Here is a 26,919-nt window from a genome sequence, read left to right as displayed (position 1 = left end):
AATCCAATGTATCTAGCTCCATCGACTCCACCCCTTCGGTTATTTCCGATGCGCATCGGTGAAGGTGATCACGAACTTCCACTGCGTCAGCGGCGATGTCCGGTATATCGCCTTCTTCGTGGCATTGTCGAACTCGTAGGTCGTCTCTCCCTCCGGATTCGACAGCATCTCGTTCGCAGCCTTCTTGAGCGTCTCGCTTCCCAGCTCGCGGGGATCCACAAAGCGGCGATCAGTCTGCTTATGCAGGGTGCTCCGGCCGTTCGGGGCCAGCGAGAAAAAGGCCGCATCCGGGCGGAGAGCAAGGGCGCTGTCGACCTGTTCGGAGAGCTTATCCAGGAAAAGCGATGCGCCGATCGCGCCGATTATCTTCCCGTTCTTCTCCATGGGAATCGCGATCACCGCGGAACGCTGGCCAGTGCTCTTGCTGATGACCAGAGCCCCCATGATCTTCTGGCCCGACATGAGGGCCGGGAAATAGTCCCGGTCGCTCAGTGTCACGTCCATGGGTCCCTTGTCCACGGTGGAATAGGTTCCGTCGGGGCGGACGAACCAGACGATGAGTCCGGCATCCGATCTCTGATAGCTGCTCAGCAGCGGCTTCATGTTCTCCCACTTCGCCGATCTCGCCTCGGTGGTGGAGGCCAGGGTCTCGAGGCTCTGCTGCACGCCCTTCATGCGCAGGTCCGTGTAGGAGACGAAGGCGGAGAGCAGGCTTTGCGCATCCGCCTCGTGTTGGGACTGTGCAACGGAAGAACTGGCGACAGGAGATTTGGCGATGGAGGATGGGGAAATAGGCGCCTGTGCAAGACCGTATCCGGTAACAAACATCATGACCAATGCGAAAAATCTCAAGAAAGATCTCTCAAACATTTCTCTCTCCTTTCCCGAAGTGAGCTCGAGTGCCGGCCAACATGCCGGCCCACAAGGCGACATACTGCTCGCCGACTCAGGAGTACGCTATTCGGTCAAGAACGTAGTGGCGGCTACGGTGGCCCATGGCCGCAAGGAAGCCGGGCAAAAAAATCGCCCTTGCGGGCGACGTTGAAAACTATTGCGATGCAGCCCCTTTAATTCTGGGGCCGCTCGCCATCGACCTGCTTCAACAATTGCGACATGTCCTGCGATGCGCCCGCCTTGGGTTGCGGTCCCTGAAGCCAGTCCACAACCGCCCCGGAACCCAACGACACCATAGAGGCCAGCACGAGAACCAGCAGGCTGCGCGTCATGCCCTTGGGTATGCCTTGCTCGTCGAGCAGCCGTCTGAAGTACCACACAGCGACAAAGAATACGACGGTGGATACGACGATGTTCCACATGGATGGGATTTCAAACATGTCAGCCGAGTGCCGGAAACAGGCCCCGCATTCCACCGGCGATGAACTCCACAGCGATAGCGGCGAGTATCAGCCCCATCAGGCGGGTGAACACATTGATGCCGATCTTGCCCAGCCGTTGCGCCACCCAGGGCGCGATCAGGAAGGTCAGCCAGACGGTGATGCTGAGCAGGATGATCTCCAGACCCATAATCAGGTAATGCTGGATGCCGTCTGCCTTGTGAGCCTCCACGATCACCGCGCTGATCGAGCCGGGCCCCGCCAACAATGGCGTGGACAAAGGCACAATCGCATTCGCCGAAACCGCCTCGCGGTCGATATGGGCATTCCTGCTGGAGCCGTTTCCGTAAAAACTGCCGAGCAGCATCTTGATCGCCATCAGCAGCAGCAAGATGCCGCCAGCCACACGGAACGAACTGATGCTGATACCGAAGAACGCCAGCAGCGGCTGCCCGATCAGCAATGCCGCCAGCAGGATGGCGCACACCGCCAGCGACGCGAGACGTCCGACCTGGGCGCGCTTGGGTACCGTCATCTCCGCGGTGAACAGGATGATGATGGGAATGATCCCGATCGGATCGAGGATCGCGAACAGGCTGATGAAGATCTTGGTGTATTCGGTGAAGTCCAGCATGGCGCTCAAATGGGAACATCAGAAAATGGTGAGGCAAGGTACACCGTTAGATGGCACGAGGCAATTCCGGAAAACCAGAGATTCTCTTATATCCCCTTGAGACAAGTGACTATTGTGATGCCCCCCCTAGGTTCGTGTAACATTACCGGGACAGCATAACCATCGCATCGAATCATGGATAACCTGATCGAGGTCAACGACCTTCATTTTTCTTATGGCCCGCACAAGGTGCTGAAGGGCATCAACCTCACGATTCCGCGCGGCAAGATCGTCGGGATCATGGGGGCCAGCGGATGCGGCAAATCCACGTTACTGAGCCACTTCGGCGGCCAGTTGCGCCCGTCGCGTGGCAGCGTGAACTTCATGGGGCAAGTGATCCACGAACTCAGCAACGACGAGTTGTACAAGGTACGTCTGAAAATGGGCATGATGTTCCAGATGAGCGGCCTGTTCACCGACATGACGGTTTACGACAATATGGCCTTCCCGCTGCGGGAACACACAGATTTGCCGGAAGAGCTCATCCATGACCTGGTGTTGATGAAGTTGCATGCCGTCGGTTTGCGTAATGCCAGGGACCTGATGCCGGGCGATCTGTCGGGCGGCATGGAGCGCCGCGTGGCGCTGGCACGGGCGACCGTCACCGATCCCGCGCTGATCATCTACGACGAACCTTTCGCCGGACTCGACCCGATCTCGCTCAACACCATCGCCAATCTGATCCGGAAGTTGAACGATGCCCTCGGCGTGTCCTCCGTCGTGGTGACCTACGATCTGGCGGAGTCGCTCAAGATCGTCGATTACATCTATTTCATCCACGACGGCATCGTGGTTGCACAAGGCGACGTGAGCGAAATGGTCAACTCGCAAGACTCATTCGTCAGGCAGTTCCTCCACGCCGAGCCTGACGGCCCGATCGCCTTTCAATATCCCAGCCAACCCTACCCGAATGATTTGAACATCAAAGCCTGACGTGCTGTTGTGGTGTGGTGTGGTGTGGTGTGGTCAGAATTGCGAAGCTGCCCCCACTAACTCTCACGCCGCCTTCACCTGGTCGCGCCCCGATTCCTTGGCGGCGTACAGCGCCGCGTCGGCCTCGACCAGCAAGCGCTCCTCCTCGAAACCGCTAGCGACGCCCGCGCTGATGGTGATGTTCAGCGTTTCGCCGTCGAGCTGGAGCGGCGCATTACGCACGGCATCGCAGATCTTCCCGGCGATCTGCAAGCCTTGTTCGCGGCTGCAATCCTTGATCACCATCAGGAATTCCTCGCCGCCCCAGCGGCACACGATGTCCGACTGGCGCAGCGTGGAACGGATGATGGTGGCGACATGCTGGATGACCTTGTCGCCCACCAGGTGGCCGTAACGGTCGTTGCATTGCTTGAAGTGGTCGATGTCCATCAGCAAGGCAGCTACCGGCTTCTTGCTGCGCTCCGCCTCCGGCAGCATCTGCCCGATCAGTATCTCGAACGCCTGCCGGTTGGCCAGGCCGGTGAGCTTGTCCGTGGTCGCCATCACCTCGAGGCGGCCCTGGTAGCGGCTGATGGTCAGGCTGGTCAGCAGCAGGACGATCAACGTGACGATGAAAGCGAGCGCGAGGTTGGTGTACAGGGTGTGGCGTATGCCGGCCAGCATCGCATCTTCGTTCTTCTCGGCGAACAGGTACCAGTTAAGCTCCGGGATGTAGCGGACGTTCAGCAAGTGGCTGCTTCCTTCGGCCTCATACTGGAACGAGCCGCCCTCCTTCTGCAGCATGCGGCCGGCCAGCGCCCCGATGCCGGGCAGCGAACGGATGTCCTTGCCCTGCAAGCCGGAGCTGCTCCCCGTCATCACCACCTTGCCCTGCGGGTCGACGAAATAGATGGTGCGCGCGTAGCGCTGCTGGTACTTGTTGAGCAGGATGTTCACGGCATCCACCGTCAGCCCGACGCCCGCCGCGCCGATGAATTTCCCCTGGTAATCCAGCACGCGGTAATTGATGAAGATGGTCAGCGCATCCTTGTTCGCCAGGTCCGGATCGACGTTGATCTCGTAGGGCGTGTCCATGCCGCGCACCCGGTAATACCACTTGTCGCGCGGCTCGTCCCGGCTCACCGTCTTCAGCACGCCGTCGGCATGGTAGTAAGCCGAAGTGCGGTCGGACACGAAGAAACCGGTGAAGGTGTGATAGCGCTCCATGACCTCGTGCAGGTACTTGGTCATGCGCCCCACATCCTTTTCGCCCGAGATCACCCAGTCGCGCAGGAAAGTGTCGCTGGCCATCATGGAAGAAATGAACACGGGCCGGATGAGGTCCTTCTGCAACTCCGAGTAGATGTTGTCGGAGGTCAGCGGCAACTCGTTCGCGACGATGGATTCGCGGATGGCCGCCTTGGACACGTGGTAATTGACCAGCGCGATGACTGCAAAGCCCACGCTCAACAACAACGACAGGATGACGATGAGCTTGCGCTTGTCGCCGGCAAGCGGCCTCGCCTTGCCGGCGTCGGGAGCAGTATTCATTTCGCTTTCTTTCTCCATCTCAGGTTCAGTTCATTCGCGCATCAAGCGCATCCGGCATCGCCGGAGTCTTGTGGACTGCGGCTAGGCCACCGCGCGATTCCGCCCGTTCTCTTTCGCCCGGTACAGCGCCTGATCGGCGCGCAGCAACCAGTGGTCCGCATCTTCACCCTGTTCGAGCTGGGCGACACCGAAGGAGGCGGTCACAGTGATCTCTTCGGGCTGGAACACCAGGGGACTGCCGGCCATGGCGCTGCGGATGCGCTCGGCGAGATGCAGCGCCGCATTCAGGTCGGTCATCGGCAGCACCAGCACGAACTCCTCGCCGCCGTAGCGACCGAGCGCATCTCCCTGCCGCAACAGCGTCTCGACGCGGCGGCTGAAAGCCACAAGGACGTCGTCGCCCACCGCATGGCCGTAGCGGTCGTTAATCTGCTTGAAGTGGTCGATATCGAACAGCACGATGCTGCAGATGTTGCCGTGGCGCGCGAACAGCTCGCGCTGCCGCTCGATCTGGTCCACCATGAAATGGCGGTTGTACAGCCCGGTGAGCTGGTCGTGGATGGCGATGACGCGGAGCTTCTGGTTGAGCTCGCCGAGTTCGATGTTGCGCAGTTCCAGCTGCTTGCGAATCTTCTGGTTCAGCACCAGTTGATGCACGCCACCGGCGAACTGGCGGTAAGCGTCCCAGCCGAACTGCAACTCGACCAGCAGCAGCAGGCCCAGGGCGACCGCGATCTTGATGTGGATCACATCGCCCAGCCAGACGGAATAGAGGATGGGGACGAGCAGCGTGGATATGCAGAAGCCCGCCACGGTGCGGAACGAGGGTGCCATGCTGACCACGTTGGTCGCGGTGACTGCAGCCAGCACGGCGAGAATGGCTATGTCGTTGAACGCGGTGGGATCGTCCGGGATGTGGAAGACCACCACCGCGGAGCCCCAGCACAATCCCTGCAGGATGCGCAGGACGACCTGCCAGTTGTGCCAGTAGGCAATGCGCCCGGCCGGCGGAGGGTTTCTCAGCAGGCGCGAGGTCAGCACGAACGTAAGCGCATCCGGCAGTGTGTTGACGATCATCCAGCCGAGCGCGAGTGGCAGGCCGGCCGTGGCATACACGACCCAGAAGATGAACAGGGTTCCCAGCGGTGCGAGCTGCGTCGCCTGACGCGCACGCTCGAACAGGGTCCTCACGCAATGCGCATCTACTTCGCCCCTGTTTTCGGGAATGATCTGGTCATACAACTCTGCGGACATCGCTTGAACACGGAAAAAAAGAATGGTTGGAATCGTCGCTGCGCCGGAGGCATCGGAACACCGCCGCCCGCCATTTTACCCGCTGAGCGTGCAGGGCCACACACCCTTTAGTGGACAGATGAATTCACCGATGGGGCAGTTGCGGAACCTCGCTCCATCCTGCCGCCCTGGCTCCTGTCGTCCGGTGGCTTGGCCCGGGGACGGAAACATCGCTAAATCGTTTCATTGAACGAAAGGGGCAGGCATTCGAACTCCTGCTGTGGCATTGGCCTTCCATAAAGATATCCCTGTGCGATCTCGCAACCATGCGTTTTCAGGAATGCCGCCTGTTCCTCCGTCTCCACCCCTTCGGCCACCACCTGGTATTCCAGGCAATGCGCGATGGTCACGATCGCCTTCACCAGTTCGGCACTGTAGCGATCGGTAGTGACGTTGCGTATGAATGATTGATCGATCTTCAGCGTATCGATCGGGAACCGGGCCAGGTAGCTCAGGGCGGAATAACCGGTACCGAAATCATCGATGGCGATCGAGATGCCCAGCGACCTGAACGCCTTGAGCATTTCCAGCACTTCGCTTTCTTCATCCAGCAGCAGGCTCTCGGTGATTTCCAGTTCGATCCATTCCGGATAACAGCCTGTCGCCTCCAGCACCCCGCGCAGGGTTCTGACCAGATCGCCCGTCTGGAACTGCCGTGCCGACAGGTTGATCGCCACTTTATGCAATGGCTTGCCTGCGCCATTCCATGCGCAAGCGACCCGGCAAGCCTCATGCAACACCCATTCGCCGATCTCGACGATCAGGCCGCTATCCTCGGCGATGCCGATGAATTTGTCCGGCGACACCACGCCGCGCTGCCGATGCTTCCAGCGAAGCAACGCTTCTGAACCGATGAGCGCGCCGTCCTCCAGCCGCACTTTGGGCTGGTAATACAGCTCCAGTTCCTTGCGCTCGATGGCGCGGCGCAATTCGGATTCCAGCATCAGGCGTTCGTTGGCGCTCTCAGTCAATTGCCTAGAATAGAAACAGAACTTGTTGCGACCGGAACGCTTGGCGGAATACAGCGCCGAATCTGCGAATTTCAGCAGGTCATCGGACTCGGTGCTGTCGGCCGGATACAGTGTGATGCCGATGCTGCACGAAACGAACACCTCCTTGTCGCCCAGCACGAAAGGTCGGTTGATCGCATCAAGCATCTTCGCGGCCAGCCGCCCCAGGTCATCGCCGGAACGGATCTCCGGCAACAGGATGGCGAATTCGTCCCCGCCCAACCGCGCCACCGTATCATATGAACGAACGCAGCTGCTCAACCGTGAAGCGGTTTCGCGCAGCAACTCATCGCCGGCCGGATGACCCATCGTATCGTTCACCGTCTTGAAACGGTCCAGGTCGAGCATCATCACGCCGGCCAGTTGTCCGTGCCAGGAAGCCTCGGCGAGTATCTGGCGCAGCCGGTCGCCGAATAGCGCGCGGTTCGGCAGCGAGGTCAGCGCATCGTAGAACGCCATCTGGTGTATCTTCAGGCGCGAGGCACTCAGTTCCGTGATGTCGCGCCCCACCGCCAGAACGCTCGCCACCTCGCCGTCCTTGCCGAACTCGGGGGTCAGGCGGAGCAGGATGCAAACCTCCTGACCATCCCTGTTCGCCCATTTCAGCTCGAACTCGGTCTCGTTCCCGCTGGCGAACACCTCGTCGATCCTGGCTTCGTATTCGGCGGCATTGGCGTATACCGGGCATTCGGTCGGCATTTTGCCCAGCAGGACGTCGGCGGAGCTATCGACCTGCGCGGCATAAGCCGGATTGACATACAGGCGACGGTGGTCACGTCCATAACGCGCAATGGTGTCCGGCGAATTCTCCGCCAGGGTGCGGAACTCGCGCTCGCGGGCGGCGAGCTTGTCTTCCATGCGCTTGCGCTCGGTGATGTCGCGCGCCATAGTCAGGGCGAATCTTCTGCTGTCCTGTTCAAAGATGACGGCTGTCAACTCGACTGGAAAGATGCGGCCATCCTTGGCGCGATGCCTGCTTTCAAAACGTCCGGGCTCGGCCGTCGCCGCATGCAGCATGTCCAGGCACGCTTCGAGAGTGATGTCGGGATCGATATCCGGCGGGGTCTTCCCCAGCAGTTCTTCCCGGCTGAAGCCGAGCGAACGGCAGGCCGCCTCGTTGACGTAGACGAAACGCACATTCTCGTCCATCAGGAAGACGCCGTCCGACGTCAGATTGACGGCATGCTCCAGCAGTTCCAGTTGGCTCTTCTGCCGCCTGCGCCCGGTGATATCGCGCACGAAAGCCACGTTCACCATCTGCCCCTGGTATTCGAACAGAGTCCCCTGCATTTCCACCGGGAACGTGCTTCCGTCGTGCCGCCGGTGGCGGGTCTCGATCGTTACGCTGCCCCGCTCCGCCAACTGCGCGCGAATCCAGCGGCCAAGTTCCGGAGTGATGTCGGGGTCGATATCCTCGGGCGTTTTTCCAAGCAATTCTTCCCGCGCGTACCCCAAGGAATGGCAAGCCTCGTCGTTGACGTAGACGAAACGCCGATCGGAACCGATCAGATAGACCGCTTCGCGGGCGTTGTCGAGTATGAATTCCTTCAGGTGGAGTTCGTGCATGGGCGAGCCGCGCCGGATTGCGCCGACTTCGGCTGACATCTCGGCAACCTCCCCTTGCTTCTCCGCAGCCGGTTTGACTGCTGCAATCCCGGATTCTTCCGGATAACACTCGCTGCTCATGCCATCACCATGACTACATCATGGGCATGAAGTGTAATACAGACGACCACTCACGTCATGGCTCCGTTTGCTGATCGGCCATGACCGACGCAGGTGCCAACAACAGGTTTATCCCCGTCGAACGAGGATGGGCTCGGTCAATTCCGACAGCGAGACCCGTTGCATTCCTGCGTTATCGAAATTGTCCGGGGATAGCCATTTCTGAAATGCCTCATCCAGGGCGGGCCATTCGCCGTCTATTGCCGCATACCATGCCGTGTCGCGGTTGCGTCCCTTGTTGACCGCAGCCTGGCGGAAGACGCCTTCGAACGACAGGCCGAGGCGTTGCGCCGCGGAACGCGACGGCTGGTTCAGCGCGTTGCATTTCCACTCGTAGCGCCGGTATCCCAGCAAGAACGCCTCCCGCATCATGAGCCACATAGCCTCGGTCGCGATGGGTGTCTTCTGCATCAACGGCGAGAAATTGAGATGGCCGACCTCGATGGAGCCGTTCGCCGGGTCGATGCGCAGATAGCTGGCGACACCGACCGTCTTCCCCGTCTCATTGCTGATAATGGCAAAGAACAGCGGATCGGAAGTGGAAGAGGACTGCTCCACCCAACTGCGATAGGATGGAAGCGAATCGAAGGGGCCGTAAGGGAGATAGGTCCAGTTCCTGCCCTCGACATCCAGCGCGTTGGCCGCGAAGAGGTCCGAGGCGTGGGCCGCGGCATCGAGCGGCTCAAGGCGGCAGAACCGCCCCGTCAATACTTTATGTGCCGGGCGTACCGCCGGCTTCCAGTCCGCAACGTCGAAGCCAATGGGCTGACCTAACGAATTCTTGTCGCTGCGCATCATCCCCTCGTTCATTATGTCTTCATTAACTTTTGGGGTATCTCACTTCCGCTTGTCCTTCTTCAGCACCGTCTTCACCATCTTGCCGAAAGCCTTGTCCTTCTTGCGCTTGTCCACGTACGACATCTCGTTGAAATCGGATTCGGCCTTGAGCTTCAGGTAGCTCTGGTAATGCTCCGGGTTCAGCTCGCCGCTTTCGATCGCCTTGCGGATTGCGCAGCCCGGCTCGTTGTTGTGGCTGCAATCGGCGAAGCGGCATCTTGCAACAAGCGACTTGATGTCGGCGAAGCTGTCGTCCAGTCCTTCTCCCGCACTCAGGATTCCCAGCTCGCGCATCCCCGGCATGTCGATCAGCAGCGCGCCGTTGTCGAGCACGACCAGGTGGCGGCGCGTGGTGGTGTGCCGGCCCTCGCCGGTGCCACTGACAGCCGCGGTCTCCAGCGCGTCACGACCAAGCAGCTGATTGATCAGCGTCGTCTTGCCCACCCCCGAAGAGCCGAGCAGGCAATAGGTCTTGCCCGGCACCATGAGCCCCTTCACCTGATCGACGCCTTCGCCCGTCACGTTGCTGAGCGTGACGATCCTGGCCGTGATGCCTGCCGCGCGAATGCTGTCGAGCATGCGCTCCAGCTCCGCAGCACTGACCAGGTCCGTCTTGGTCAGCAGCAGCACCGGCTCGATCTGTCCCTCGTTGACCATCACCAGGTAGCGCTCCAGCCTGCGCACGTTGAAATCAAAATGGCACGACTGCACGATGAATGCCACATCGATGTTCGCCGCGATCATCTGGAAATCGATGTTCTTGCCGGGAGACTTGCGCCGCAGGAAAGACCTTCTGGGCACCACATCGTGGATGCTCGCATGCGACGATACATCGTGATACTGCACGCACACCCAATCGCCCACGCAAGGCATATCCACCGAAGAGGCGGCGGCGTGAAGGAACTTGCCCGTCGGCTCGGCAGGCACCTCGCCCTGTTCATCGCGGACGACGTACCGCCCGCGGTCGACGGCAGTCACCCGCGCCAGGCGCTGGCCCGATCCGCACGTTGCCTGCTCCGCCAGCGCGCGATCCAGACCCAGTTCGGTCAATTCCATGGCAAGACTCTCAATCCGCTGGCCACTCGCTGAACGGGAAGGGAACTTCCTCGGTGGCGAACGTGAGGAACAGCACGATCTGCCTGAAATAGCTGCCCAGATTGCGGCCGAACACGACCAGCCGGTCGTTGGGACCTCCGTTCACCAGCGCGATCACGAACTGGATGACGGCGATGATCAAGAGCACCGTCCCGCACACATGGAGCACCAGCAGCATCAACAGCATGAACAGGCCGCGCAGCCAGATGTTGCGCTTGTCGCCTGACGTTTGAGAGACCTCGTTCATCGTTCGCCTCCTGAGTAAACAGTGCTCAAAAAGTCCGTTCGCCCTGAGCTTGTCGAAGGGTGAGCATTGCAAGTCGCTGATTTAATACCGTCCTCCGCTCATGGTTCGACAAGCTCACCGCGAACGGAGGACTTGTTATACAGGGGGATGGTAACAGACCCGGAACCCGTATACGCGCTGGACCTGCTCCCCATGAATCAGTATTTGCGACACAATGGCGCATGCCGAAATTTCCGCTCCGGTACCTCCTGCTAATCGCCGCCCTCGCCATGCTGGTGGTAAGCCTGCAGCTGGGCGCGCTGACCATCGCGTTCGAGAAGCTTGGCCTTTCCCCCGACTCCGCCCTGCTGCTGTTCCTCACCATATTGGGCGGCAGCCTGATCAACCTGCCCCTGTTCAGCATGAAAAGCGAACCGCCCAAGCTGGAAGACCTGCCGCCGCCGTTGCGCGATCTCTACAGCCAGATGCCGCATACCGGCCGGACAATCGTGCTGGTCAACGTCGGCGGCTGCGTGGTTCCCGCCGCATTCAGCATCTACCTGCTGACGCAGCATCCCCTGAATATCTTCTACGTCATTCTCGCGGTCGCGGCCGTCGCCCTGCTGTGCTTCAAGACCACCCGCGCCCTGCCCGGCGTCGGCCTGGGCGCGCCGATGCTGCTCGCGCCCCTGATGGCGGCGCTGGTCTCCATCGCGCTCGATCCGGCCGATGCCGCACCGCTGGCCTTCATCAGCGGCACCCTAGGCGTGCTGATCGGCGCCGACCTGCTGCACCTTCGGGACATCCAGCGCCTGGGCGCGCCGTTCGCCTCGATCGGTGGCGCAGGCAGTTTCGACGGGATATTCATCAGCGGCCTCGTGGCGGTGCTGCTGGCTTAGTGGGGGCAGAAAAGAACATCGCCCTTGCGGGCGATGTGTGAGGCAATGCGATGCTGAGCCCATTAACTTATGTCGCCTCATCCTTTCCTGAGTGGCTCGATGGCGATGCTGACCCTATTGGCTAAAGGCATTCAAGGCCGCTCCACCTTCACTCCGTACGCAGGATCGAGGGTTCCCATCAGCCTGTCCCAGAACAGGAAATAAAAGCCGTAGTTGTAACGTCCATGGGAATGGTGCATCGCATGCGCCGTCGATGTATTGATCCAGCGCCCCAGCCAGTGCGTGGCCGTCCCCGCCGGATAGAACTCGCGCCCGCAGTGCCCGTACACGTTATACGCGGTCGAGATCGTCTGGAATATCAGGAACGCCAGCGGATGCACCGGGATGATATAGATGATGGCAACGACAATGAGCGCCTCGCCGACGGCCTCGCTCGGATGAAAACTGTAGGCGGCAAAGGCGGTGGGATGCACGGACTGGTGGTGAACGCGGTGCATCACACCGTACAACCAGCGCGCATGCATGACGCGATGCAGCCAGTAGAAGAGCGTGTCATGCAGCAACAGCATCGCCGGAATGCTGAGCCAGAACCACCACTCGGGATAGTCGGCTTCGTCAAAATACATCAGGCAGTTGTCAAACCACTCCCATCCGAACAATGCCGCATTGACCAGGCCGAAAACAATCACCGTCAGGAACGAATACCACAATTCGCGGCGGACATTGCGCCAGGTGTCGAATACCGCCGGCGCATCCGCATGCACCCGCCCCCATCCCCAGCCTGCCACCGGGCGTGCAATCAGGAATGCCACCGCCGCCATCACCAGGTAGCGCACGCCATACAGCTCCGCTGCATAAACGAAGAACTCCATGAACGGGCCGGTGGGGGCAAGTGAATCAAGAATGGACATGGTGAGGGGCGCTACACTCTAATCCTGAACCGACATCGCCTCGCCCGTGGCGTAGAACTGGCCGCCCGCCACGTAATGCAGGCTGCGCAATCCGGGATCGGCATCCTCGAAATGCCAGCGCCCGTCGCCGAACACGCGGCTGTCGGCCCACGCGCCGACCACCTCGCCGATGAAGAGATCGTAGGCCTGCTGGTTGTGCGGCTCGGGGATAAGCCGGCAGGCGAGCCAGCCGGCACAGCCCGCGACGAGCGGCAGGTCGAAACCCTCGATGTCGAACAGCTCCACGCCGCAGCGCGCCAGCTTGTCCGGCGCGTCGTTCATGCTGAGGTTGCCCACCGCGTGCGTGAGCTTCAACTGCGCCGCCGTGGGCACCTGGATGACGAAGCGGCCGCTCTGCTCCACCAGCGCGCGCGTCCGGGAGGACTTGTCCAGCACCACCGTCAGCTTGGGCGGCGCGAAATCCAGCGCACAGCACCATGCCGCCGCCATCACGTTGTCCACGCCGCCGTGGCGCGCCGACACCAGCACCGTGGGGCCGTGGTTGATGAGGCGGTAGGATTTTTCGAGGGGGACGGAAGTGATGTGATTATTCATGCGAAAAATAATATGAAGCTGACCCCATGAGTTCGATCTCGTAGGTTGGGTGGAGCGTAGCGATACCCATCCTACACGGGCTAACGGTCAATAACGGTAATTCACGCCCAAACCGAGGTAACTCAACTTCTGCCTGAACGAATAGGTGGCGATCACCCCGTCGCTGTAGGCGATGGTGACGTTCTGCCTGCCGAAATCCATGTAGTTGAATTCGACAAAGCCGGACAGGTCGCTGCCGATCTTGCGCTCCAGGCCGACGCCGACCAGCCACCCGTTGCGGGTGGCTGTCTTGTTGCCGGTATAAGGCACGCCGAAAAGCGGCGCCGGATCGGAGTCGTTGTGATTCGTACGGGTCATCGCGCCGCCGACTTTCAGATAGGCCAGCGTCTGCGGCTGGAACACATAACCGATCCGCCCCGCAAGGGAAGCCAGATAATCGACATTGTAGGTAACTCGGTTAAAAGGGCCGCTGCCGAGGTGGTACTGGTGGCTGCCGCTCAGGAACCCTTTGCTTGCGGAGAGCTGCCCGCCCATCACCCAGTTCGCCGACTGGCGATCGCACCCCGCCTGCCCGCCGATCACTCCGCCATCGGCCGTGGCCGAACCGATCGCATTGTTGACGAGGAGGTCGACGCCCCCGATGCTCGCCGAACCATATCCGCCGTGAACTCCCGCATAACAGCCATCCCAGCCATCGGCAGGTGCGGCCTGCGCACACTGGGCAACGCCGGCAGCCAGCAGGCAGAGCAGGCCGGAAATCATCTGGTGTCTGTTCATTTTCGTTCCCCTGGAAATCAATTGACGTTGCCGAGGCAGAGAAAACAATTCGAAGCTGCCCCTTTGATTCTCATGATTCATCCGCATCAGGGTGCAGCCGAGAGGCTTGATGCGAAGCATGTCCCCATGCGTCGATCGGCTCCGGTTTATTTCGCTGCGGGTACCGGTTTGGGTTGCGGCTTCTTGCCCTTGGATTCTTTCCTCTTGTCTTTGCTTCCCATGATGATCTCTCCTTGGTTGCTGATTGAGGGTGATGCACTGCAAGCGATTCTACTCCGGTAACGCTGCTAATTCTGAAAGCGTAGTCTGTCCCCGATTATTTCTGCAAGAAGAGATTCAAGAACTGGGACAAGCCGAAAAGCGCGCAGACCCAGCGTTAAAGCAGATGACGAGGTGTGCCGGAGCCTTCATCGGCGGCATCGTCGCGGTGCTGCTGGCCTAGGTTGTGGGAGCAGAAAAGAACATCGCCCCTGCGGGCGATGAGAATGCCGAAAAAGAGCCCCCCTGATTTGCATCAACCCTGCTTAGCAAACTCTCTATAGGTGAATGAAAGCGCAATGATGCCAACAGCAAGCCCGATGTAAGCAAAAATAGCCAGAAGCACCCATTCCACGGTAGATGCATCCTGACGTAGCAGAAGCCCGATCGCACTCTCGATAAGCCAAGGGAACAAACCCACCACGAGAAATATCCTCCACCCGTTCCCCTTGGTGCGTTGCCATGCCCATCTCATCGTTACACTGTTATCGATCGCTGCCGCGGGGAAAATCAGGCTGAACCGGGCCAAAACATACAAAGCCGGGATCGAGGCAATCTCCTTCACCCATCCCACGATCTCTCCCTGCCCCGTTACCGCGGTTTCACCCAGGATAGTTCCCGCAGCGACTACGAATGGAGCTTTCAAGATCGTCACTATGAAATAGATCGCCACCACCCATCCCAGAAACATCAGCTCACGATAGCCCGGTCTATCTTTGAAGAATCGATAGCGGTCCCTGCTTTCCACCAATATCAATCTGTGACAAGTCACCGCAAAGAACGAAAACCCAAAACCAAATGCCAGCACGACCACCCAAATGCCCCCGCCGGCCAGCTTATCCAGGAACACATTTGCCACAGCCCAGATAACCACCAGCACCAAAGTCGGCAGGGCAATCGCCCTCAACAATTCCGCCTTGTTAGTCCAGGAAAAATAGAGAGAAGAGATGATGACTTTCAGAAAGGGCAGCTTATAGTTCATGAAAAGTCGCAGGCAGAAGAATGTCGGAAGGGGAAGAGCTACCGGAAGGAACTAAAGGGGACAGCTTCGATTTATGTTTCCGGTCCGCCCTACGCAAATTCCATCAATAAAAAGTATTCATTGAACGCCCCTACGGGCGATGTGAAAAAACTATTGCGATACTGACCCCGTTGATTCGCTACTTAGGGAATCGGTATTCGTTACGGCCCTATTTATATCTATTGCAGCCTTGGCAGAGGCCATCTGAAAGACTATTACTATCATCCAAATAAGCACCCCCACGCCGAATAGAATGCCAAATAGCCTTTGCGTCTTAACGGTATCAGAGACAAGTTGTTTGAGAGTATCGTCCTTCAATGCTTCGCAAATCGTCATCGTCTCACTTTCTGTGAATCCTTTGGCTCTGATGTTCTTTATATCCGCTGAACACTGAGTTTTCTCTATAACCCAATCGTCCGTTAAACCTTTTACGATTTTGGTGTCGGCTAAAAACCAAGTCTTTGATTTTTTCATTTGGAGTAAAGCTGATTGAGAGGTTGAAACCTCTGCAAATACCATCGCAACAAACATGCAACCTAACAGGTTAATCATCTTGAAAAGCTGATAGTGCTTAGGTGGGGAGGAAATGAGTCCTGATGATTTCGCATCAATCCATCGTCTGGCTCTTTGGGCTGAGCTGATACTGATAGAGTTCCTCTTTAGCCATTCAAGTAACTTGTGTAACTCCTCTATTGTTTCAACCCTTAATCCATACATGAACCTGAATTTTTCAATATCCCGAGAGTCCTGAATGAACGCCTTCAAGGTCGCATCCGATACCTCTGCTTTTCCAGCGATGAGCCTCCATACTCGCTCTAGCAAGGAATAAATTGATCCAGATCGCATCCAGAAGAGTGCGACAAGAGAGAAAACTAGAATCGGTCCCGACAGTGCTAATAGGGGGCTTCGCAACAGAGTAGAAACAGGTTCCATGCCTAAATCATTATCCGGTGTTTATATGGGAAAACTCACAAAGGGGGCAGTTTCGAACGCGGCCCGAGCACCCGCACCATGGGTGCCGTAGTTGATGAGGCGATAGAACTTTTCGAGTTCGACGGGAGCAATATGGTTACCCATACAGTGTGAAAGATTCGAGTCTGACGTTTTCATTATGTGTCAGCACCGCCACCCTTACGGAATCTTCCTCTAATAGCTAACAACATTAAAGTTAGTGTTGCGAGAGCCCCGAAACTTTGAATAAGTGAGGCCACGTAGATCGCAATGCTATTTACGCTGGCTAGTTGTTTCTCCGAAAAAAGGGCGAGCGGATTAAAAATATTTTGAAGTGTAAGCATTAATGCCGGGTAATTATCTAAAGCTTCATTTTTAACCGTAACAAGTTTTTGGCTAGAACCAACTACTGCCAAATAGAAAAATAGAAAGAAATTAATATTCCAAAAAATAAAAAATTTTGCGCTTCGGTCTACGGAAGACCCATATTCTGAAATTTCGTCATATAGCCATGAAATGGTAGAAACAATTGGTCCGTTTTTAGCACTCTTTCTCTCGGCCCTTTGTTCAAGTGCATAAAACATTAACTCATGTTTTGAGTCCCTCATTTTTCCGAAGTGTGCTTTGAGAACCCTGAATGATGCGATATTGGCAATTTCGCTATTAGATGAATCAAAAGAACAGTCTTGAAAAATCGTATCTTGATGTAGCTCAGCACCGTGGAAATCGGGGGCCAATGCAAATGAGCAATTTGAAAATAGAGCTCCGCCTTTAAACTTTGAATTAATAAAGTTTGTGATGCCTTCATAATCAACTTTGTGAACCCTAACCTTTTTGCCAAAAGAGGCGCCGAGACATTTTGCGTCTTTAATTTTTAAAAAGGCAAAAATAACTCTTTCATGGAATGAACCGTGTTCGAGTTTAATTGATACAAATGCGGGAAGTTGTTTCCGCGATGGGGTGTACGCTTCGATACCAAACTCACCATCACAAACAATTTTGTCAGCTCTTACTTCTACGTGAGTGCCATGATCGACACGAATAAAGAATGGGCACTCGCAGTGAGTGTGTAATAGGTCAAGGATGCTAAATTTAGTTACAACTTGAAGCTCAATTGGTAAATGGAATTTTGAGTAAGCAAAGTTGATAGAACTTCTTGCCACAAGTGTATTGAGGTGATCATTTAAAGGATGATCTACATCATCATGAATCTCGAGAAACCTAAGATCTGCTATTGGATTTGGTACGCCAGAATCTGACGGCACCTCCTTTACGAAGCGCTCTACTATATGTCCAACTTCGTCCAAATATTTTTGGACACTTTCCACATCGACTTTGTAAACGTTGTGTTGCTTATTGCTATTACTGTCTTCGCAAACTCTGACGGGTTCATCAGCATGTGCAATATATAAGGTGGGTTTTCCTGATAAAAAATTCGCTAGCGCAAGGCGCTCCAACTCACGCAATCTTTTTACAATTGATTCCAAAGATTCGGAATTGGGCACCTCGCTCATTTCTTCCTCGTTGCCAAAAACAATAAAGGTCAGGCGAAATGGATTTGCCTAGCGGCTGATCGGCTTATACCGAATCCGCTTCGGCTTCGCACCTTCCTCGCCCAGGCGCTTCTTCTTGTCCGCTTCGTATTCCTGGTAGTTGCCGTCGAAGAACACCCACTTCGAATCGCCTTCGCAGGCGAGGATGTGGGTGGCGATGCGGTCGAGGAACCAGCGGTCGTGGGAGATGACGGCGACGCAGCCGGCGAATTCGAGCAGCGCGTCTTCGAGCGCGCGCAACGTCTCGACGTCGAGGTCGTTGGACGGTTCGTCGAGCAGCAGCACGTTGCCGCCGGAGATCAGCGTCTGCGCCAGATGCAGGCGGCCGCGTTCGCCGCCTGACAGCTGACCGACGATCTTGCCCTGGTCCGCGCCCTTGAAGTTGAAGCGGCCGATGTACGCGCGCGCCGGGGTCTCGTATTTGCCGACGGTCAGGATCTCGTTGCCGCCGGAGATGGCGTCGAACACGGTCTTGCCATTGTCCAGCGAATCGCGCGCCTGATCGACGTGCGCGATCTTCACGGTCTGGCCGATCTTCACGCTGCCGGAATCGGGAGTTTCTTTCCCGGTGATCATGCGGAACAGCGTGGACTTACCCGCGCCGTTCGGGCCGATGATGCCGACGATCGCGCCCGCGGGAATCTTGAAGCTGAGGTTGTCGATCAGCAGACGGTCGCCGTAGGCCTTGGAGACGTTCTCGAACTCGATGACTTCGTTGCCGAGTCGCTCGCCAACGGGAATGAAGATCTCCTGCGTCTCGTTGCGCTTCTGGTATTCGACATTCGACAGTTCCTCGAAGCGGGCCAGACGCGCCTTGGACTTGGCTTGGCGTGCCTTCGGATTCTGGCGCACCCATTCCAGTTCCTGCTTCATCGCTTTCATGTGCGCGTCGATCTGCTTGTTCTCCTGCTCGAGGCGGGCTTCCTTCTGCTCCAGCCAGCTGGAGTAGTTGCCCTTCCACGGGATGCCGTGGCCGCGGTCGAGTTCGAGGATCCATTCGGCGGCGTTGTCGAGGAAGTAGCGGTCGTGGGTGACGGCGACCACGGTGCCGGGGAAGCGCACCAGGAACTGTTCCAGCCATTCGACGGACTCGGCGTCGAGGTGGTTGGTCGGCTCGTCCAGCAGCAGCATGTCGGGCTTTTCCAGCAGCAGCTTGCACAGCGCCACGCGGCGCTTCTCGCCGCCGGAGAGGTTCTTGATCACGGCATTCCACGCGGGCAGGCGCAGCGCGTCGGCGGCGATCTCCATCTGGTGTTCGGAATCAGAGCCGGAGGTGGCGATGATGGCCTCGAGGCGCGCCTGCTCGGCGGCGAGCGCATCGAAGTCGGCGTTCTCGTCGGCGTAGGCGGCGTACACCTCGTCCAGTTTCTTCTGCGCCTGCATCACTTCGCCCAAAGCAGACTCCACTTCCTGGCGCACGGTCCATTCCGGATCGAGCACCGGCTCCTGCGGCAGGTAGCCGATGCGGATGTTGGGCTCGCGCTGCACCTCGCCGTCGAACTCGTTATCCACGCCCGCCATGATCTTCAGGACGGTGGACTTGCCCGAGCCGTTCAGGCCCAGCAGGCCGATCTTCGCGCCGGGGAAGAAGCTGAGGGAGATGTCCTTGATGATCTGACGCTTGGGGGGAACGATCTTGCTCACGCGGAGCATCGACATTACGTATTGAGCCATTTGGAATTCACATGCGTTTTTGGAAAGCGCGTAGCTTACCGCAAAGCGGGGGGGACTTGAATCCGAAAGCCATCAATCATGCGCCATTTCTCTCTCCCGTTCGTGGTGAGCCTGTCGAACCATGAACGGGATCGGAGCGCCGTCCATTCCTTCGACAGGCTCAGGACGAACGGACTTTGGAGTTGGCGTGTGCAAGCCGGGACACCTCCGGCCAGTCGCCGCGCATCATGGCTTCCTTCTTCCTGCGACTCCAGCCCTTGATCTGCATCTCTGCAGACAAGGCTTCTTCGCGAGTGGTGCATTCCTGCGACCACGCAAGCTGGACCGGCAGACGCTTTGAGGTATAGCCATCGCATTCTCCGGACTGATGCAGACCGATGCGTGCTTCGAGGTTATCGGTGTGTCCCGTGTAGTAGCTGCCGTCGGCACAGCGAAGGATGTAAACCCAGAACATAGCCTTCCTTTCCTAACGAAACCGTTCGCCCTGATAACCAGCGACTTGGCTGGCGTCTTTTGACAGCCTAGTCGAATGGCTAGTAGTTCCATCAGCTTGTCGAAGGGTGAATGCCCTAGCTCTGCTCGCCGTTCTGTCCTTCGACAGGCCTGTCCTGAGTTTATCGAAGGGCTCAGGACGAACGGGATTCTATTGCAGGCTGTGCCATCCTGCGCATCACCGCTTTGTGCCCCTCCACTAGCAGGGCCTAGCCCGAGAACAGCACACCTCGGCCGCGAGCAGCGCTCAAAACCTTGTGGTCGTGAACCCATAAATACGGGAAATCCTTTATTTATACGATCATCTGGGTCAGCTAGATTGGCCGCTCGGGTTAATTCGACACCCCATGGCAGCCGAGTCTTTGGAGGGCAAATCATGAAACAACTCAATGCGACTCTTTGTGCGCTGGCAGTCCTGGTTACCTCAACTTCCCCCGCCGTAGCCGACGAACACGAACGCTCTCGCGAACGCGACGTGAAGCACCCAGGCTGGCATGGCGAGATCGAGCGCTTTCACGAACATGATGTCGAAATCTGGCGCGGAGGGCGTTGGTACCATGGCCGGCATGATGGGCGAACGGGATGGTGGTGGCTGGTTGGGAGCCTGTGGTATTTCTACCCCTATCCGGTCTATCCCTATCCCGATCCCTATCAGCCTCCTGCAGTCCTAGTGCCGGGCACGCAACCGCAGTACTGGTATTACTGTGCCGATCCTGCCGGCTACTATCCGTACGTGGCAGCGTGCCGTGTCAATTGGCAACTGATACCGGCATCGCCACCTCCTGGACCGTATCCTCCTCCAAGGTAAAGACACGCGTACCGCGGTGCAACCTATCGGGCAACGCTTTCCGCAGCGTTGCGCCGCACCATGCCGCGCACCAACGCCTTGCGTCCTTCCTCCAGCAACAGCAATCCGATCCCGAACGGAACGAGGAACAGCCATACTTCGGCGGCAAGCGGCGCAGTACCGAACAGTGCGTTTCCCCATGGGGTGTAGACGATCAGCGATATCAGCACCAGCTCGAAGACGATGCCGTAGACGATCATGCGATTGAAACGGTGGCCGCGGCTGAATGCGGACAGGGAGGGATGACGGCACAGGAAGATGTTGACCATCTGCATCACGACAATGGCCGACAGGCAGGCCGTGGTGCCTTGCAAATACAGGTTGTCGTGCGCACCGAGCGCGCTGCCGAACTGCCAGCCGCCGCTGTGCAGCACGAAGAAGAATGCGGCCATGCCCGCGACCGCCTCCAGTAGCCCGAGGAAGAGATAGACGCGCAGCAGCAAACCCCAGCTGAGCAGGCGTTCGCTGGGCAGTCGCGGCGGTCTGAGCATGATGTCCCGGTCGGGTTTCTCCGCGCCGAGTGCCAGCGCGGGCAAAGTGTCGGTGCCCAGGTCGATGGCGAGGATCTGGATCACCGTGAGCGGCAGCGGGACCTTGAACAGTGCGAAGGCGAGATAAGGAACCAGTTCTGCGACGTTGTGGGTGAGGATGTAAGTGAGGAACTTGCGCAGGTTGTCGTACACCGCCCGCCCTTCTTCGATGGCGGTGACGATGGTGGCGAAGTGGTCGTCGAGCAGGATGATGTCGGCTGCTTCCTTGGCGACATCGGTGCCCGCGATGCCCATGGCGATGCCGATGTCGGCACACCTCAGCGCAGGTGCGTCGTTCACGCCGTCGCCTGTCACCGCGACGATATCGCCCCTGCGCTGCAGGGCCTGCACGATGCGCATCTTCTGGTCGGCGCTGGTGCGCGCGAAGATCAGGCCGGGCTCGTCGAGCAGCAGTTGCAGATCGGCATCCGACATCACGCGCAGCTTGTCGCCGGTAACGGCAACGGGGTTCTGCGCCAGCCCGACCTCGCGCGCCAGCGCACCGGCGGTGTGCGGATGGTCGCCGGTGATCATGATCACGCGGATACCGGCCGCATGGCAGGTGCCGATCGCCTCGGTCACGCCTGGGCGCGGCGGATCGACCAGCCCGATCAGTCCGGCGAAGACCAGCTCGGTCTCGCGATGTGCGTCGTGTTGCGGCAGGGCGCGATAAGCGAGGGCGATCACGCGCAATCCCTGGGCCGCCATCTGATCCTGAGTGCCCGACAGATGGCCGCGCCCGGCTTCGTCGAGCGGGATGACATTCCCGTCTTGCAGCATCGCGTCGCACAGCGGCAGCACACTCTCCGGCGCGCCCTTGCAATACAGCGTGTGCCCCTGCGGCGTATCGCAGATGACAGACATGCGCTTGCGTTCGGTATCGAAGGGTATCTCGTCCAGGCGCGGAAATGATGCAACACCCGGCGGAACGCTTTCCAGCAGCGCGACTTCCATCGGGTCGCCCTGCCACACTGATTGTCCGTTCTGTTCGACGCGACGCAGATCGAGGCAATTGCGCATGACGGCGAAGAGGGGGTCGGCTGCGATCAGTTCGTTTGGTGTCAGCAGCGCGCCTGAATAGAACACCTGCCGGATGCTCATGCGGTTCTGAGTCAGCGTGCCGGTCTTGTCGCTGCAGATCACCGTTGCCGCGCCCAGTGTCTCCACGGCGGGCAGATGACGCACCAGCGCGTTCTTCTTCGCCATGCGCTGCGTCGCCAGCGCGAGTGACAGCGTGACCGTGGGCAGCAGGCCCTCCGGTACGTTGGCAACGATGATGCCGATGGCGAACAGCAGGTTCGCCCAGAACGACAGGCCGACCAACTGCCCGATCAGGAAGAACAGGACACCGAGCAGGATGGAGAACATCGCGACCAGCCGCGACATGCGCGCGATCTCTATTTGCAGCGGCGACAGCGGCTCGTGCAGGGTTTGCGTGAGGCGCGCGATGTTGCCGAACTCGGTGTGCATGCCGGTGGCGTACACCATGGCTTTTGCCTCTCCCGAGATCAGCGAGGTACCCGCATGCAGGATATCGCGCCGTAGTGCTGCCAATTCTTCCGCCGTTGCAGTCACATCGCGCGCCATCGGTTTGGATTCGCCGGTAAGGGTCGCGGTGTTGACGCGCACCCCGAACGCCTCGATCAGGCGGCTATCGGCGGGTACATCATCGCCTGCCGTGAACAGCACCACATCGCCCGGCACCAACTCGGCAGCGGGAACGGAGACGGCCTTGCCGTCGCGCAGCACGGTAGCGTGCTGCGGCAGCAGGTTGCGCAGCGCAGCCAGCGCCTTTTCCGCGCGGTATTCCTGCCAGAACGAGAACAGGCCGTTGATCAGGATCACGCCGAGCACGGCGTAGCCCAGCGTGGCCATGCCCTGCCCCGGCTCGCGCCATTCGGCGAAGAACGCGAGGCCCGCCGCCAGCCACAGGATCAGCGCGAAGAAGTGGGTAAACTCCTTGAGCAACCTGATCACCAGCGGCTGCTCGGCGATCTTCTCGATCCGGTTGGGGCCGTACCGCGCAAGCCGCCGCTTCGCTTCGGCTTGCGTCAACCCGTCTGCACCGCTGCGCAGATGAGCATAGAGCCGCTCGATGTCGCGCTGGTGCGGATTCATGATGCTCAATACGGAAACAGCAACAGGTACATGCCCAGCCCCACCATCACCAGGCCGCTGAGCAGCTTGAGCCAGCGGCCCTCCCTTTCCTGCAGGCGGTGCTGGCTGAGCGTGACGACACCGATGGCCAGCACGATCATGTCGTCGAGCATGTAGGCCAGATCGTAGAGCAGCAGGTAGGCGTAATAGCTCAGGCTGTCCAGCCGCTCGAGCGTCAGGATGCGCGTGAACAGCGCGGGGAAACCCGAGGTGCACATGAGTTCGACGATCTGCACAAGCACACCCAGCAGCACGGTGCCGAGCAGCGCTGCAGTGAGGTTATCGGCCTGCATGACGCGCCGCATGCGGGCGTAGATGCCGGGCTTGGCGGCCGCGGGGATGGACAGCGAGATGCCCTGCCCGAAACGCCAGAAGTCCTTGAGGTTGATCGCACCCGCCAGCAGCGCCAATGCGGCGATGATGATCTCGGAGGTGCGCGAGAGCCCGACCAGCAGGAACAGGTTGAGCCACGCCGCCAGGAACACGAAATAGGCGACGCCTTGTACGGCGACGAAGGTGCCGGCGATGGCGAACATGCGCGGCCGGTTGTTCAGCGGTGCGAGCAGCGAGATCATCAGGATCAGCACCCACATCGAGCAGGGGTTGAAACCGTCCAGCAGGCCCAGCGCCACTGTGAACAGCGGCAGGCCGACTTGTTCGAGCGACACCTTGAGGCCAAGAAATTCGACGGCGAAGGTCTCCGGCTTCGACGGCCCGGCTCCGCAGGACGGGGTCACTTCCGCGCCGCAACTCAACGCCGCATCTCCGCCTTGTGTGGCCAGGCGCGCTCGCGCCAGACTGTCTCGTATGAGCTGGCTGGTGTTTGCCTTTTCGGAGTAGCCGACGATCAGCTGTCCGCCCACCTCGAACGCGGGCACGCGCACCGCCTTCTCACCGTGGATTTCGGCGAGCTGCTTCAATCTCTGCATGGCAGCGGGTTCGCGGCTCACATCGCGGATCGTGATGCGCAATTCCGGTTGCTCCTTCTGCAGTCCGGCAAGGAATTCCCTGGCCTTGGCGCAGTGCGGGCAGCCCTTGCGCACGAAGACTTCGATGTCGGCCGGTTGCTCCGTCTGAATAGTTTCTTGTGAGACTGATGCCGCGAACGCTGCCCCGGGCCAGCCTGTGGCCAGCACCAGCAGCAATAAGAAACCGGCGACGAACCGGATCGAGGCTTGCAGATGCGTGGCTGGCCTCATCGCGCGAATCTCCACATGGCGGCAGCGGCCAGCCCGTAGATCAGCACAGACAGCAGGATCACCGCGGCAAAACCCAGATGGATCGCAAGCAGCGTGGCGAGGACCGCGCCCACCACCGAGGCGAAGCCGTTGATCGCCCATGCCCAGGGAATCGCTCCTTCGCGCACGCCGGCCAGCCACGTCATGCCGGTAGGAAAGGGCACGCCCATGCACATCGCCAGCGGCGCGATCAGCAGCACGGAGATGATGATCTTTGCCGAGTCGGGAAGATGGATCAGCTGCTGGAACAGGTCAGGCAGGATGGCGAGGTAGAACACCGCGATGGCGCCCAATCCCGTCACTGCGAACGTGACCTTGTTAGCGGCCTGCGAGCGTCCGGCGAGCCAGCTTCCCACGGCGGCGAACGCCAGGAAGGCGCACAGCACGACCGCCACGGCGTACAGCGGATGGGAAAGGAACAGCACGAACTTCTGGATGAAGGCGATTTCCATGAACATGAAGGCGAATCCGATGGCGAGAAAATACAGGGCTACCGGCGCAGTCGGCAAGTTGCGCCTGCAACGAGAGAAGGCCAGCGGCGCCAGGATCAGCAGCACGCTTGCCGCGATCGCCTGCAGCAGCGTCGCCACCAGCAGCGGGTAGCTCCAGTCGAACAGCGCCATGCCGCCTTGCTCGCGCAGGGAGAATATCTCTTCGGCGGCATCCCATTTGAAGAAACGGAAGAAATGCGGCCTGTCGTCGGTCGCCGGTTCGATGTAGAACTTGTACTTGTCGATGAACTCCTGCCGCTGCAACCCCAGCAACGCAACCGCCCCCTCGTAGAAATAGGGCTGCGCCAGCCGGTTGTAGCGATTCGCATCGATCGCCCGCATGCCGGGGTACCAGGCCGTGTCGAAAGAGCGCGCGCGGCAGAACCTTCTGATCGCCCCGATCTCGTGTGCGGTGAAATCGCCGTTCTTCACCAGCAGCGTGACGGTCTTCCAGCCGCGGATCATCACCAACCGCCTGGCAGGATCGGACACGCCGCTCTTCTCCAGCGCGGACACCGCCGTGGCGAACAGTTTCAGCGCATCGCGCGGCGGCAGCGTGAGCCAGCGCGTGACGGCGAGCATGCCGCCCGGCGTGAGGCGGTTCATATAGGCCTGCATCCCCTCGACCGTGTAGAGATAGTTTTCGGAGAGGCCATACAGCCCGGCCGATGCGGTGCCGAACGAATCCATCAGCGCGAGCTGGATCAGGTCGTAGCGTTCGCGGCTGGCGTTGACAAAGCCGCGCGCCTCGGCCTCGTACACGTGGACGCCTGGCCGGCTGTAAAGGTTGCCGGCATAGTCGCTGAAACGCTCGCGGACCAGATCGGTGACGTTGCGGTCCAGCTCCACGGCATCGATCGCCGAGCTGCCGTGATACAGCGCCTGCAGCACGTCACTGCCGGCACCGGCTCCCAGCACCAGCACGCGCCGCCCTTTAGATCCATGATCGGGAATCACATGGTAGGGAAGCGCCGAGGTGAGCTGGTCGAGATAGGCCAGCGGCGCGAGCTTGCCGTCGAATTTCGTCAATGCGGACGGGCCGTTGCCGTCCACGAACACGCCTAGCTGCGGCGGCGGCTCACTGGTGGCGTTGAGGCTCATGCCCGGCGCATCGCGCAACGGTACGCGGGTGTTTTCCACCACCGCGATCTGGCCCAGCGGACTGCTGCGCTCCTCGACCATTCGTGCGCCGACGATATCCATGGCCTGGCTCAGGTCCTTGTAGGGAGAGGGGCGCACCGGTATGGCGGGCAAAGTCAACGCCAGCACCGCCAAGCCGAGAAACAATCCCATCAGCCATCGCGGCCGCATCTTCAGTTCGACGATGGCAATGGCGGAAGCCAGCATGGCCACTGCCGTGAGGATGCTCAACACCTTGGACGGCGGCGCGAGGAACAGCAGGCCGATGACGCCCAGACTGCCCGCGCCTGCACCAAGGATGTCGAAAGCATAGATGCGCGACGACTGCTTGCCGAAGTGTGAGAACACGAGGCCGATGCCCAGCCCGCCGCAGAAGAACGGCAGCATCATCAGCAGGTAGACGGCGAGCAGTTTCACAGGCTGGGTCTGGTCCCACAGCAGTTCGAGCGGATTGAACGGAACCTGTTGCGCAAGCCAGAACGCCGATGGCATCAGCACGGCCAGCGCCGCCGCAGCCGCGACGTATAGCGCGCCGAAGTGCGGGGCGGTCTTTTCCTTCAGCAGGGTCAGCACCGTGCCGCTCGCGCCGTAGCCCAGCATCGCCGCACTGATGATCATGTAGGCGAAGTGGTGCCACAGCACGATGCTGAACAAGCGCGTGAGCAGCACCTCGTAGGCCAGCACACAAGCTGCAAGCAGGCCGATGGCGATGAACGGGGGACGATTCATG

Annotated in this window: 23 protein-coding genes; 3 read left to right on the top strand and 20 right to left on the bottom strand. The window is 59.3% G+C overall.

The features are described from left to right. Window positions 1-39: 39 nt before the first annotated feature. Window positions 40-831 carry a PDC sensor domain-containing protein gene (locus FGKAn22_RS01290; protein WP_212786191.1) on the bottom strand — a complete coding sequence of 264 codons (792 nt, stop codon included), beginning with the start codon at window positions 829-831 and terminating at the stop codon, window positions 40-42. On the opposite strand from FGKAn22_RS01290, the gene FGKAn22_RS01285 reads away from it, so the two are divergent. Beyond that, the gene (locus tag FGKAn22_RS01285) at window positions 830-1,045 is read left to right on the top strand and encodes a hypothetical protein (protein WP_212786190.1); all 216 of its coding nucleotides are present in this window, start codon (window positions 830-832) and stop codon (window positions 1,043-1,045) included. The two genes, FGKAn22_RS01290 and FGKAn22_RS01285, sit on opposite strands and share 2 nt — an antisense overlap. A gap of 22 nt (window positions 1,046-1,067) precedes the next feature. On the opposite strand, the gene FGKAn22_RS01280 is transcribed toward FGKAn22_RS01285, so the two are convergent. Both FGKAn22_RS01280 and FGKAn22_RS01275 read right to left on the bottom strand, forming a co-directional pair. Further along, entirely contained in the window at window positions 1,068-1,316 is a 249-nt protein-coding gene (locus FGKAn22_RS01280; RefSeq protein WP_246487430.1) for a hypothetical protein, read from the bottom strand. A gap of 19 nt (window positions 1,317-1,335) precedes the next feature. After that, window positions 1,336-1,968, bottom strand: a complete 633-nt coding sequence (locus FGKAn22_RS01275; protein WP_212787117.1) for an NAAT family transporter — start codon at window positions 1,966-1,968, stop codon at window positions 1,336-1,338. A gap of 174 nt (window positions 1,969-2,142) precedes the next feature. Between FGKAn22_RS01275 and FGKAn22_RS01270 the strand changes: the two genes are divergently transcribed. Further along, window positions 2,143-2,940 (top strand): ABC transporter ATP-binding protein, encoded by a 798-nt coding sequence (locus tag FGKAn22_RS01270; protein ID WP_212786188.1) that lies wholly within the window; start codon window positions 2,143-2,145, stop codon window positions 2,938-2,940. A 63-nt stretch (window positions 2,941-3,003) separates the two neighbouring features. Here the strand turns inward: FGKAn22_RS01270 and FGKAn22_RS01265 are convergent, their stop codons facing one another. The 6 genes from FGKAn22_RS01265 to FGKAn22_RS01240 all read right to left on the bottom strand — a co-directional run bounded on the left by FGKAn22_RS01265 (window position 3,004) and on the right by FGKAn22_RS01240 (window position 10,677). Further along, entirely contained in the window at window positions 3,004-4,470 is a 1,467-nt protein-coding gene (locus FGKAn22_RS01265) for a sensor domain-containing diguanylate cyclase (RefSeq protein ID WP_212786187.1), read from the bottom strand. Between the two features lie 81 nt (window positions 4,471-4,551). Then, window positions 4,552-5,724 carry a GGDEF domain-containing protein gene (locus FGKAn22_RS01260; protein WP_212786186.1) on the bottom strand — a complete coding sequence of 391 codons (1,173 nt, stop codon included), beginning with the start codon at window positions 5,722-5,724 and terminating at the stop codon, window positions 4,552-4,554. 212 nt (window positions 5,725-5,936) lie between these two features. Next, a complete protein-coding gene (locus FGKAn22_RS01255) occupies window positions 5,937-8,459 on the bottom strand; it encodes a sensor domain-containing protein (RefSeq protein ID WP_212786185.1) in 2,523 nt (840 codons plus the stop codon). A 108-nt stretch (window positions 8,460-8,567) separates the two neighbouring features. Beyond that, window positions 8,568-9,308, bottom strand: a complete 741-nt coding sequence (locus tag FGKAn22_RS01250) for a GNAT family N-acetyltransferase (RefSeq protein WP_246487429.1) — start codon at window positions 9,306-9,308, stop codon at window positions 8,568-8,570. Window positions 9,309-9,335: 27 nt separating this feature from the next. Further along, window positions 9,336-10,391 (bottom strand): ribosome small subunit-dependent GTPase A, encoded by a 1,056-nt coding sequence (gene rsgA, locus FGKAn22_RS01245; protein ID WP_212786184.1) that lies wholly within the window; start codon window positions 10,389-10,391, stop codon window positions 9,336-9,338. A gap of 10 nt (window positions 10,392-10,401) precedes the next feature. After that, complete coding sequence (locus FGKAn22_RS01240; protein ID WP_212786183.1) at window positions 10,402-10,677, bottom strand: DUF4389 domain-containing protein; 276 nt, start codon at window positions 10,675-10,677, stop codon at window positions 10,402-10,404. Between the two features lie 221 nt (window positions 10,678-10,898). Between FGKAn22_RS01240 and FGKAn22_RS01235 the strand changes: the two genes are divergently transcribed. Next, the gene (locus FGKAn22_RS01235) at window positions 10,899-11,555 is read left to right on the top strand and encodes a DUF1614 domain-containing protein (RefSeq protein ID WP_212786182.1); all 657 of its coding nucleotides are present in this window, start codon (window positions 10,899-10,901) and stop codon (window positions 11,553-11,555) included. A gap of 131 nt (window positions 11,556-11,686) precedes the next feature. On the opposite strand, the gene FGKAn22_RS01230 is transcribed toward FGKAn22_RS01235, so the two are convergent. The 11 genes from FGKAn22_RS01230 to FGKAn22_RS01180 all read right to left on the bottom strand — a co-directional run bounded on the left by FGKAn22_RS01230 (window position 11,687) and on the right by FGKAn22_RS01180 (window position 26,918). Then, window positions 11,687-12,466, bottom strand: coding sequence for a sterol desaturase family protein (locus tag FGKAn22_RS01230; protein ID WP_212786181.1), 780 nt, complete (start codon window positions 12,464-12,466; stop codon window positions 11,687-11,689). Between the two features lie 18 nt (window positions 12,467-12,484). Continuing rightward, complete coding sequence (locus tag FGKAn22_RS01225) at window positions 12,485-13,060, bottom strand: flavin reductase family protein (RefSeq protein WP_212786180.1); 576 nt, start codon at window positions 13,058-13,060, stop codon at window positions 12,485-12,487. An 87-nt stretch (window positions 13,061-13,147) separates the two neighbouring features. After that, a complete protein-coding gene (locus FGKAn22_RS01220; RefSeq protein WP_212786179.1) occupies window positions 13,148-13,837 on the bottom strand; it encodes an outer membrane protein in 690 nt (229 codons plus the stop codon). 514 nt (window positions 13,838-14,351) lie between these two features. Next, window positions 14,352-15,077: a hypothetical protein gene (locus FGKAn22_RS01215; protein WP_212786178.1), complete on the bottom strand. Its 726-nt coding sequence runs from the start codon at window positions 15,075-15,077 to the stop codon at window positions 14,352-14,354. A 150-nt stretch (window positions 15,078-15,227) separates the two neighbouring features. Then, complete coding sequence (locus tag FGKAn22_RS01210; RefSeq protein WP_212786177.1) at window positions 15,228-16,049, bottom strand: DUF6216 family protein; 822 nt, start codon at window positions 16,047-16,049, stop codon at window positions 15,228-15,230. 176 nt (window positions 16,050-16,225) lie between these two features. Further along, entirely contained in the window at window positions 16,226-17,581 is a 1,356-nt protein-coding gene (locus tag FGKAn22_RS01205) for a pentapeptide repeat-containing protein (protein WP_212786176.1), read from the bottom strand. Window positions 17,582-17,629: 48 nt separating this feature from the next. After that, window positions 17,630-19,294: an energy-dependent translational throttle protein EttA gene (ettA, locus tag FGKAn22_RS01200; protein WP_212786175.1), complete on the bottom strand. Its 1,665-nt coding sequence runs from the start codon at window positions 19,292-19,294 to the stop codon at window positions 17,630-17,632. Window positions 19,295-19,454: 160 nt separating this feature from the next. Then, window positions 19,455-19,748, bottom strand: coding sequence for a GIY-YIG nuclease family protein (locus FGKAn22_RS01195; RefSeq protein WP_212786174.1), 294 nt, complete (start codon window positions 19,746-19,748; stop codon window positions 19,455-19,457). 869 nt (window positions 19,749-20,617) lie between these two features. Beyond that, window positions 20,618-23,281 (bottom strand): cation-translocating P-type ATPase, encoded by a 2,664-nt coding sequence (locus tag FGKAn22_RS01190; protein WP_212786173.1) that lies wholly within the window; start codon window positions 23,279-23,281, stop codon window positions 20,618-20,620. A gap of 5 nt (window positions 23,282-23,286) precedes the next feature. Continuing rightward, entirely contained in the window at window positions 23,287-24,519 is a 1,233-nt protein-coding gene (locus tag FGKAn22_RS01185; protein ID WP_212786172.1) for a glutaredoxin family protein, read from the bottom strand. Then, window positions 24,516-26,918 (bottom strand): spermine/spermidine synthase domain-containing protein, encoded by a 2,403-nt coding sequence (locus FGKAn22_RS01180; protein WP_212786171.1) that lies wholly within the window; start codon window positions 26,916-26,918, stop codon window positions 24,516-24,518. The genes FGKAn22_RS01185 and FGKAn22_RS01180 overlap by 4 nt, the downstream gene beginning before the upstream one ends. Window position 26,919: the final 1 nt, after the last annotated feature.

Origin of the sequence: Ferrigenium kumadai (assembly GCF_018324385.1) — a bacterium.
Classification (GTDB): domain Bacteria; phylum Pseudomonadota; class Gammaproteobacteria; order Burkholderiales; family Gallionellaceae; genus Gallionella; species Gallionella kumadai.
Note: the sequence above shows the minus strand (reverse complement) of the source record. Positions and strands in the feature narration are given on the sequence as shown.

Coding starts and splice junctions, on each gene's coding strand:
- FGKAn22_RS01180 (WP_212786171.1), bottom strand. CDS start 26,918: ATGAATCGTCCCCCGTTCATCGCCATCGGCCTGCTTGCAGCTTGTGTG.
- ettA (WP_212786175.1), bottom strand. CDS start 19,294: ATGGCTCAATACGTAATGTCGATGCTCCGCGTGAGCAAGATCGTTCCC.
- FGKAn22_RS01230 (WP_212786181.1), bottom strand. CDS start 12,466: ATGTCCATTCTTGATTCACTTGCCCCCACCGGCCCGTTCATGGAGTTC.
- FGKAn22_RS01185 (WP_212786172.1), bottom strand. CDS start 24,519: ATGAGGCCAGCCACGCATCTGCAAGCCTCGATCCGGTTCGTCGCCGGT.
- FGKAn22_RS01215 (WP_212786178.1), bottom strand. CDS start 15,077: ATGAACTATAAGCTGCCCTTTCTGAAAGTCATCATCTCTTCTCTCTAT.
- FGKAn22_RS01255 (WP_212786185.1), bottom strand. CDS start 8,459: ATGAGCAGCGAGTGTTATCCGGAAGAATCCGGGATTGCAGCAGTCAAA.
- FGKAn22_RS01220 (WP_212786179.1), bottom strand. CDS start 13,837: ATGAACAGACACCAGATGATTTCCGGCCTGCTCTGCCTGCTGGCTGCC.
- FGKAn22_RS01195 (WP_212786174.1), bottom strand. CDS start 19,748: ATGTTCTGGGTTTACATCCTTCGCTGTGCCGACGGCAGCTACTACACG.
- FGKAn22_RS01290 (WP_212786191.1), bottom strand. CDS start 831: ATGATGTTTGTTACCGGATACGGTCTTGCACAGGCGCCTATTTCCCCA.
- FGKAn22_RS01265 (WP_212786187.1), bottom strand. CDS start 4,470: ATGAATACTGCTCCCGACGCCGGCAAGGCGAGGCCGCTTGCCGGCGAC.
- FGKAn22_RS01240 (WP_212786183.1), bottom strand. CDS start 10,677: ATGAACGAGGTCTCTCAAACGTCAGGCGACAAGCGCAACATCTGGCTG.
- FGKAn22_RS01190 (WP_212786173.1), bottom strand. CDS start 23,281: ATGAATCCGCACCAGCGCGACATCGAGCGGCTCTATGCTCATCTGCGC.
- FGKAn22_RS01235 (WP_212786182.1), top strand. CDS start 10,899: ATGCCGAAATTTCCGCTCCGGTACCTCCTGCTAATCGCCGCCCTCGCC.
- FGKAn22_RS01275 (WP_212787117.1), bottom strand. CDS start 1,968: ATGCTGGACTTCACCGAATACACCAAGATCTTCATCAGCCTGTTCGCG.
- FGKAn22_RS01285 (WP_212786190.1), top strand. CDS start 830: ATGACCAATGCGAAAAATCTCAAGAAAGATCTCTCAAACATTTCTCTC.
- FGKAn22_RS01205 (WP_212786176.1), bottom strand. CDS start 17,581: ATGAGCGAGGTGCCCAATTCCGAATCTTTGGAATCAATTGTAAAAAGA.
- FGKAn22_RS01250 (WP_246487429.1), bottom strand. CDS start 9,308: ATGAACGAGGGGATGATGCGCAGCGACAAGAATTCGTTAGGTCAGCCC.
- FGKAn22_RS01270 (WP_212786188.1), top strand. CDS start 2,143: ATGGATAACCTGATCGAGGTCAACGACCTTCATTTTTCTTATGGCCCG.
- rsgA (WP_212786184.1), bottom strand. CDS start 10,391: ATGGAATTGACCGAACTGGGTCTGGATCGCGCGCTGGCGGAGCAGGCA.
- FGKAn22_RS01225 (WP_212786180.1), bottom strand. CDS start 13,060: ATGAATAATCACATCACTTCCGTCCCCCTCGAAAAATCCTACCGCCTC.
- FGKAn22_RS01210 (WP_212786177.1), bottom strand. CDS start 16,049: ATGGAACCTGTTTCTACTCTGTTGCGAAGCCCCCTATTAGCACTGTCG.
- FGKAn22_RS01260 (WP_212786186.1), bottom strand. CDS start 5,724: ATGTCCGCAGAGTTGTATGACCAGATCATTCCCGAAAACAGGGGCGAA.
- FGKAn22_RS01280 (WP_246487430.1), bottom strand. CDS start 1,316: ATGTGGAACATCGTCGTATCCACCGTCGTATTCTTTGTCGCTGTGTGG.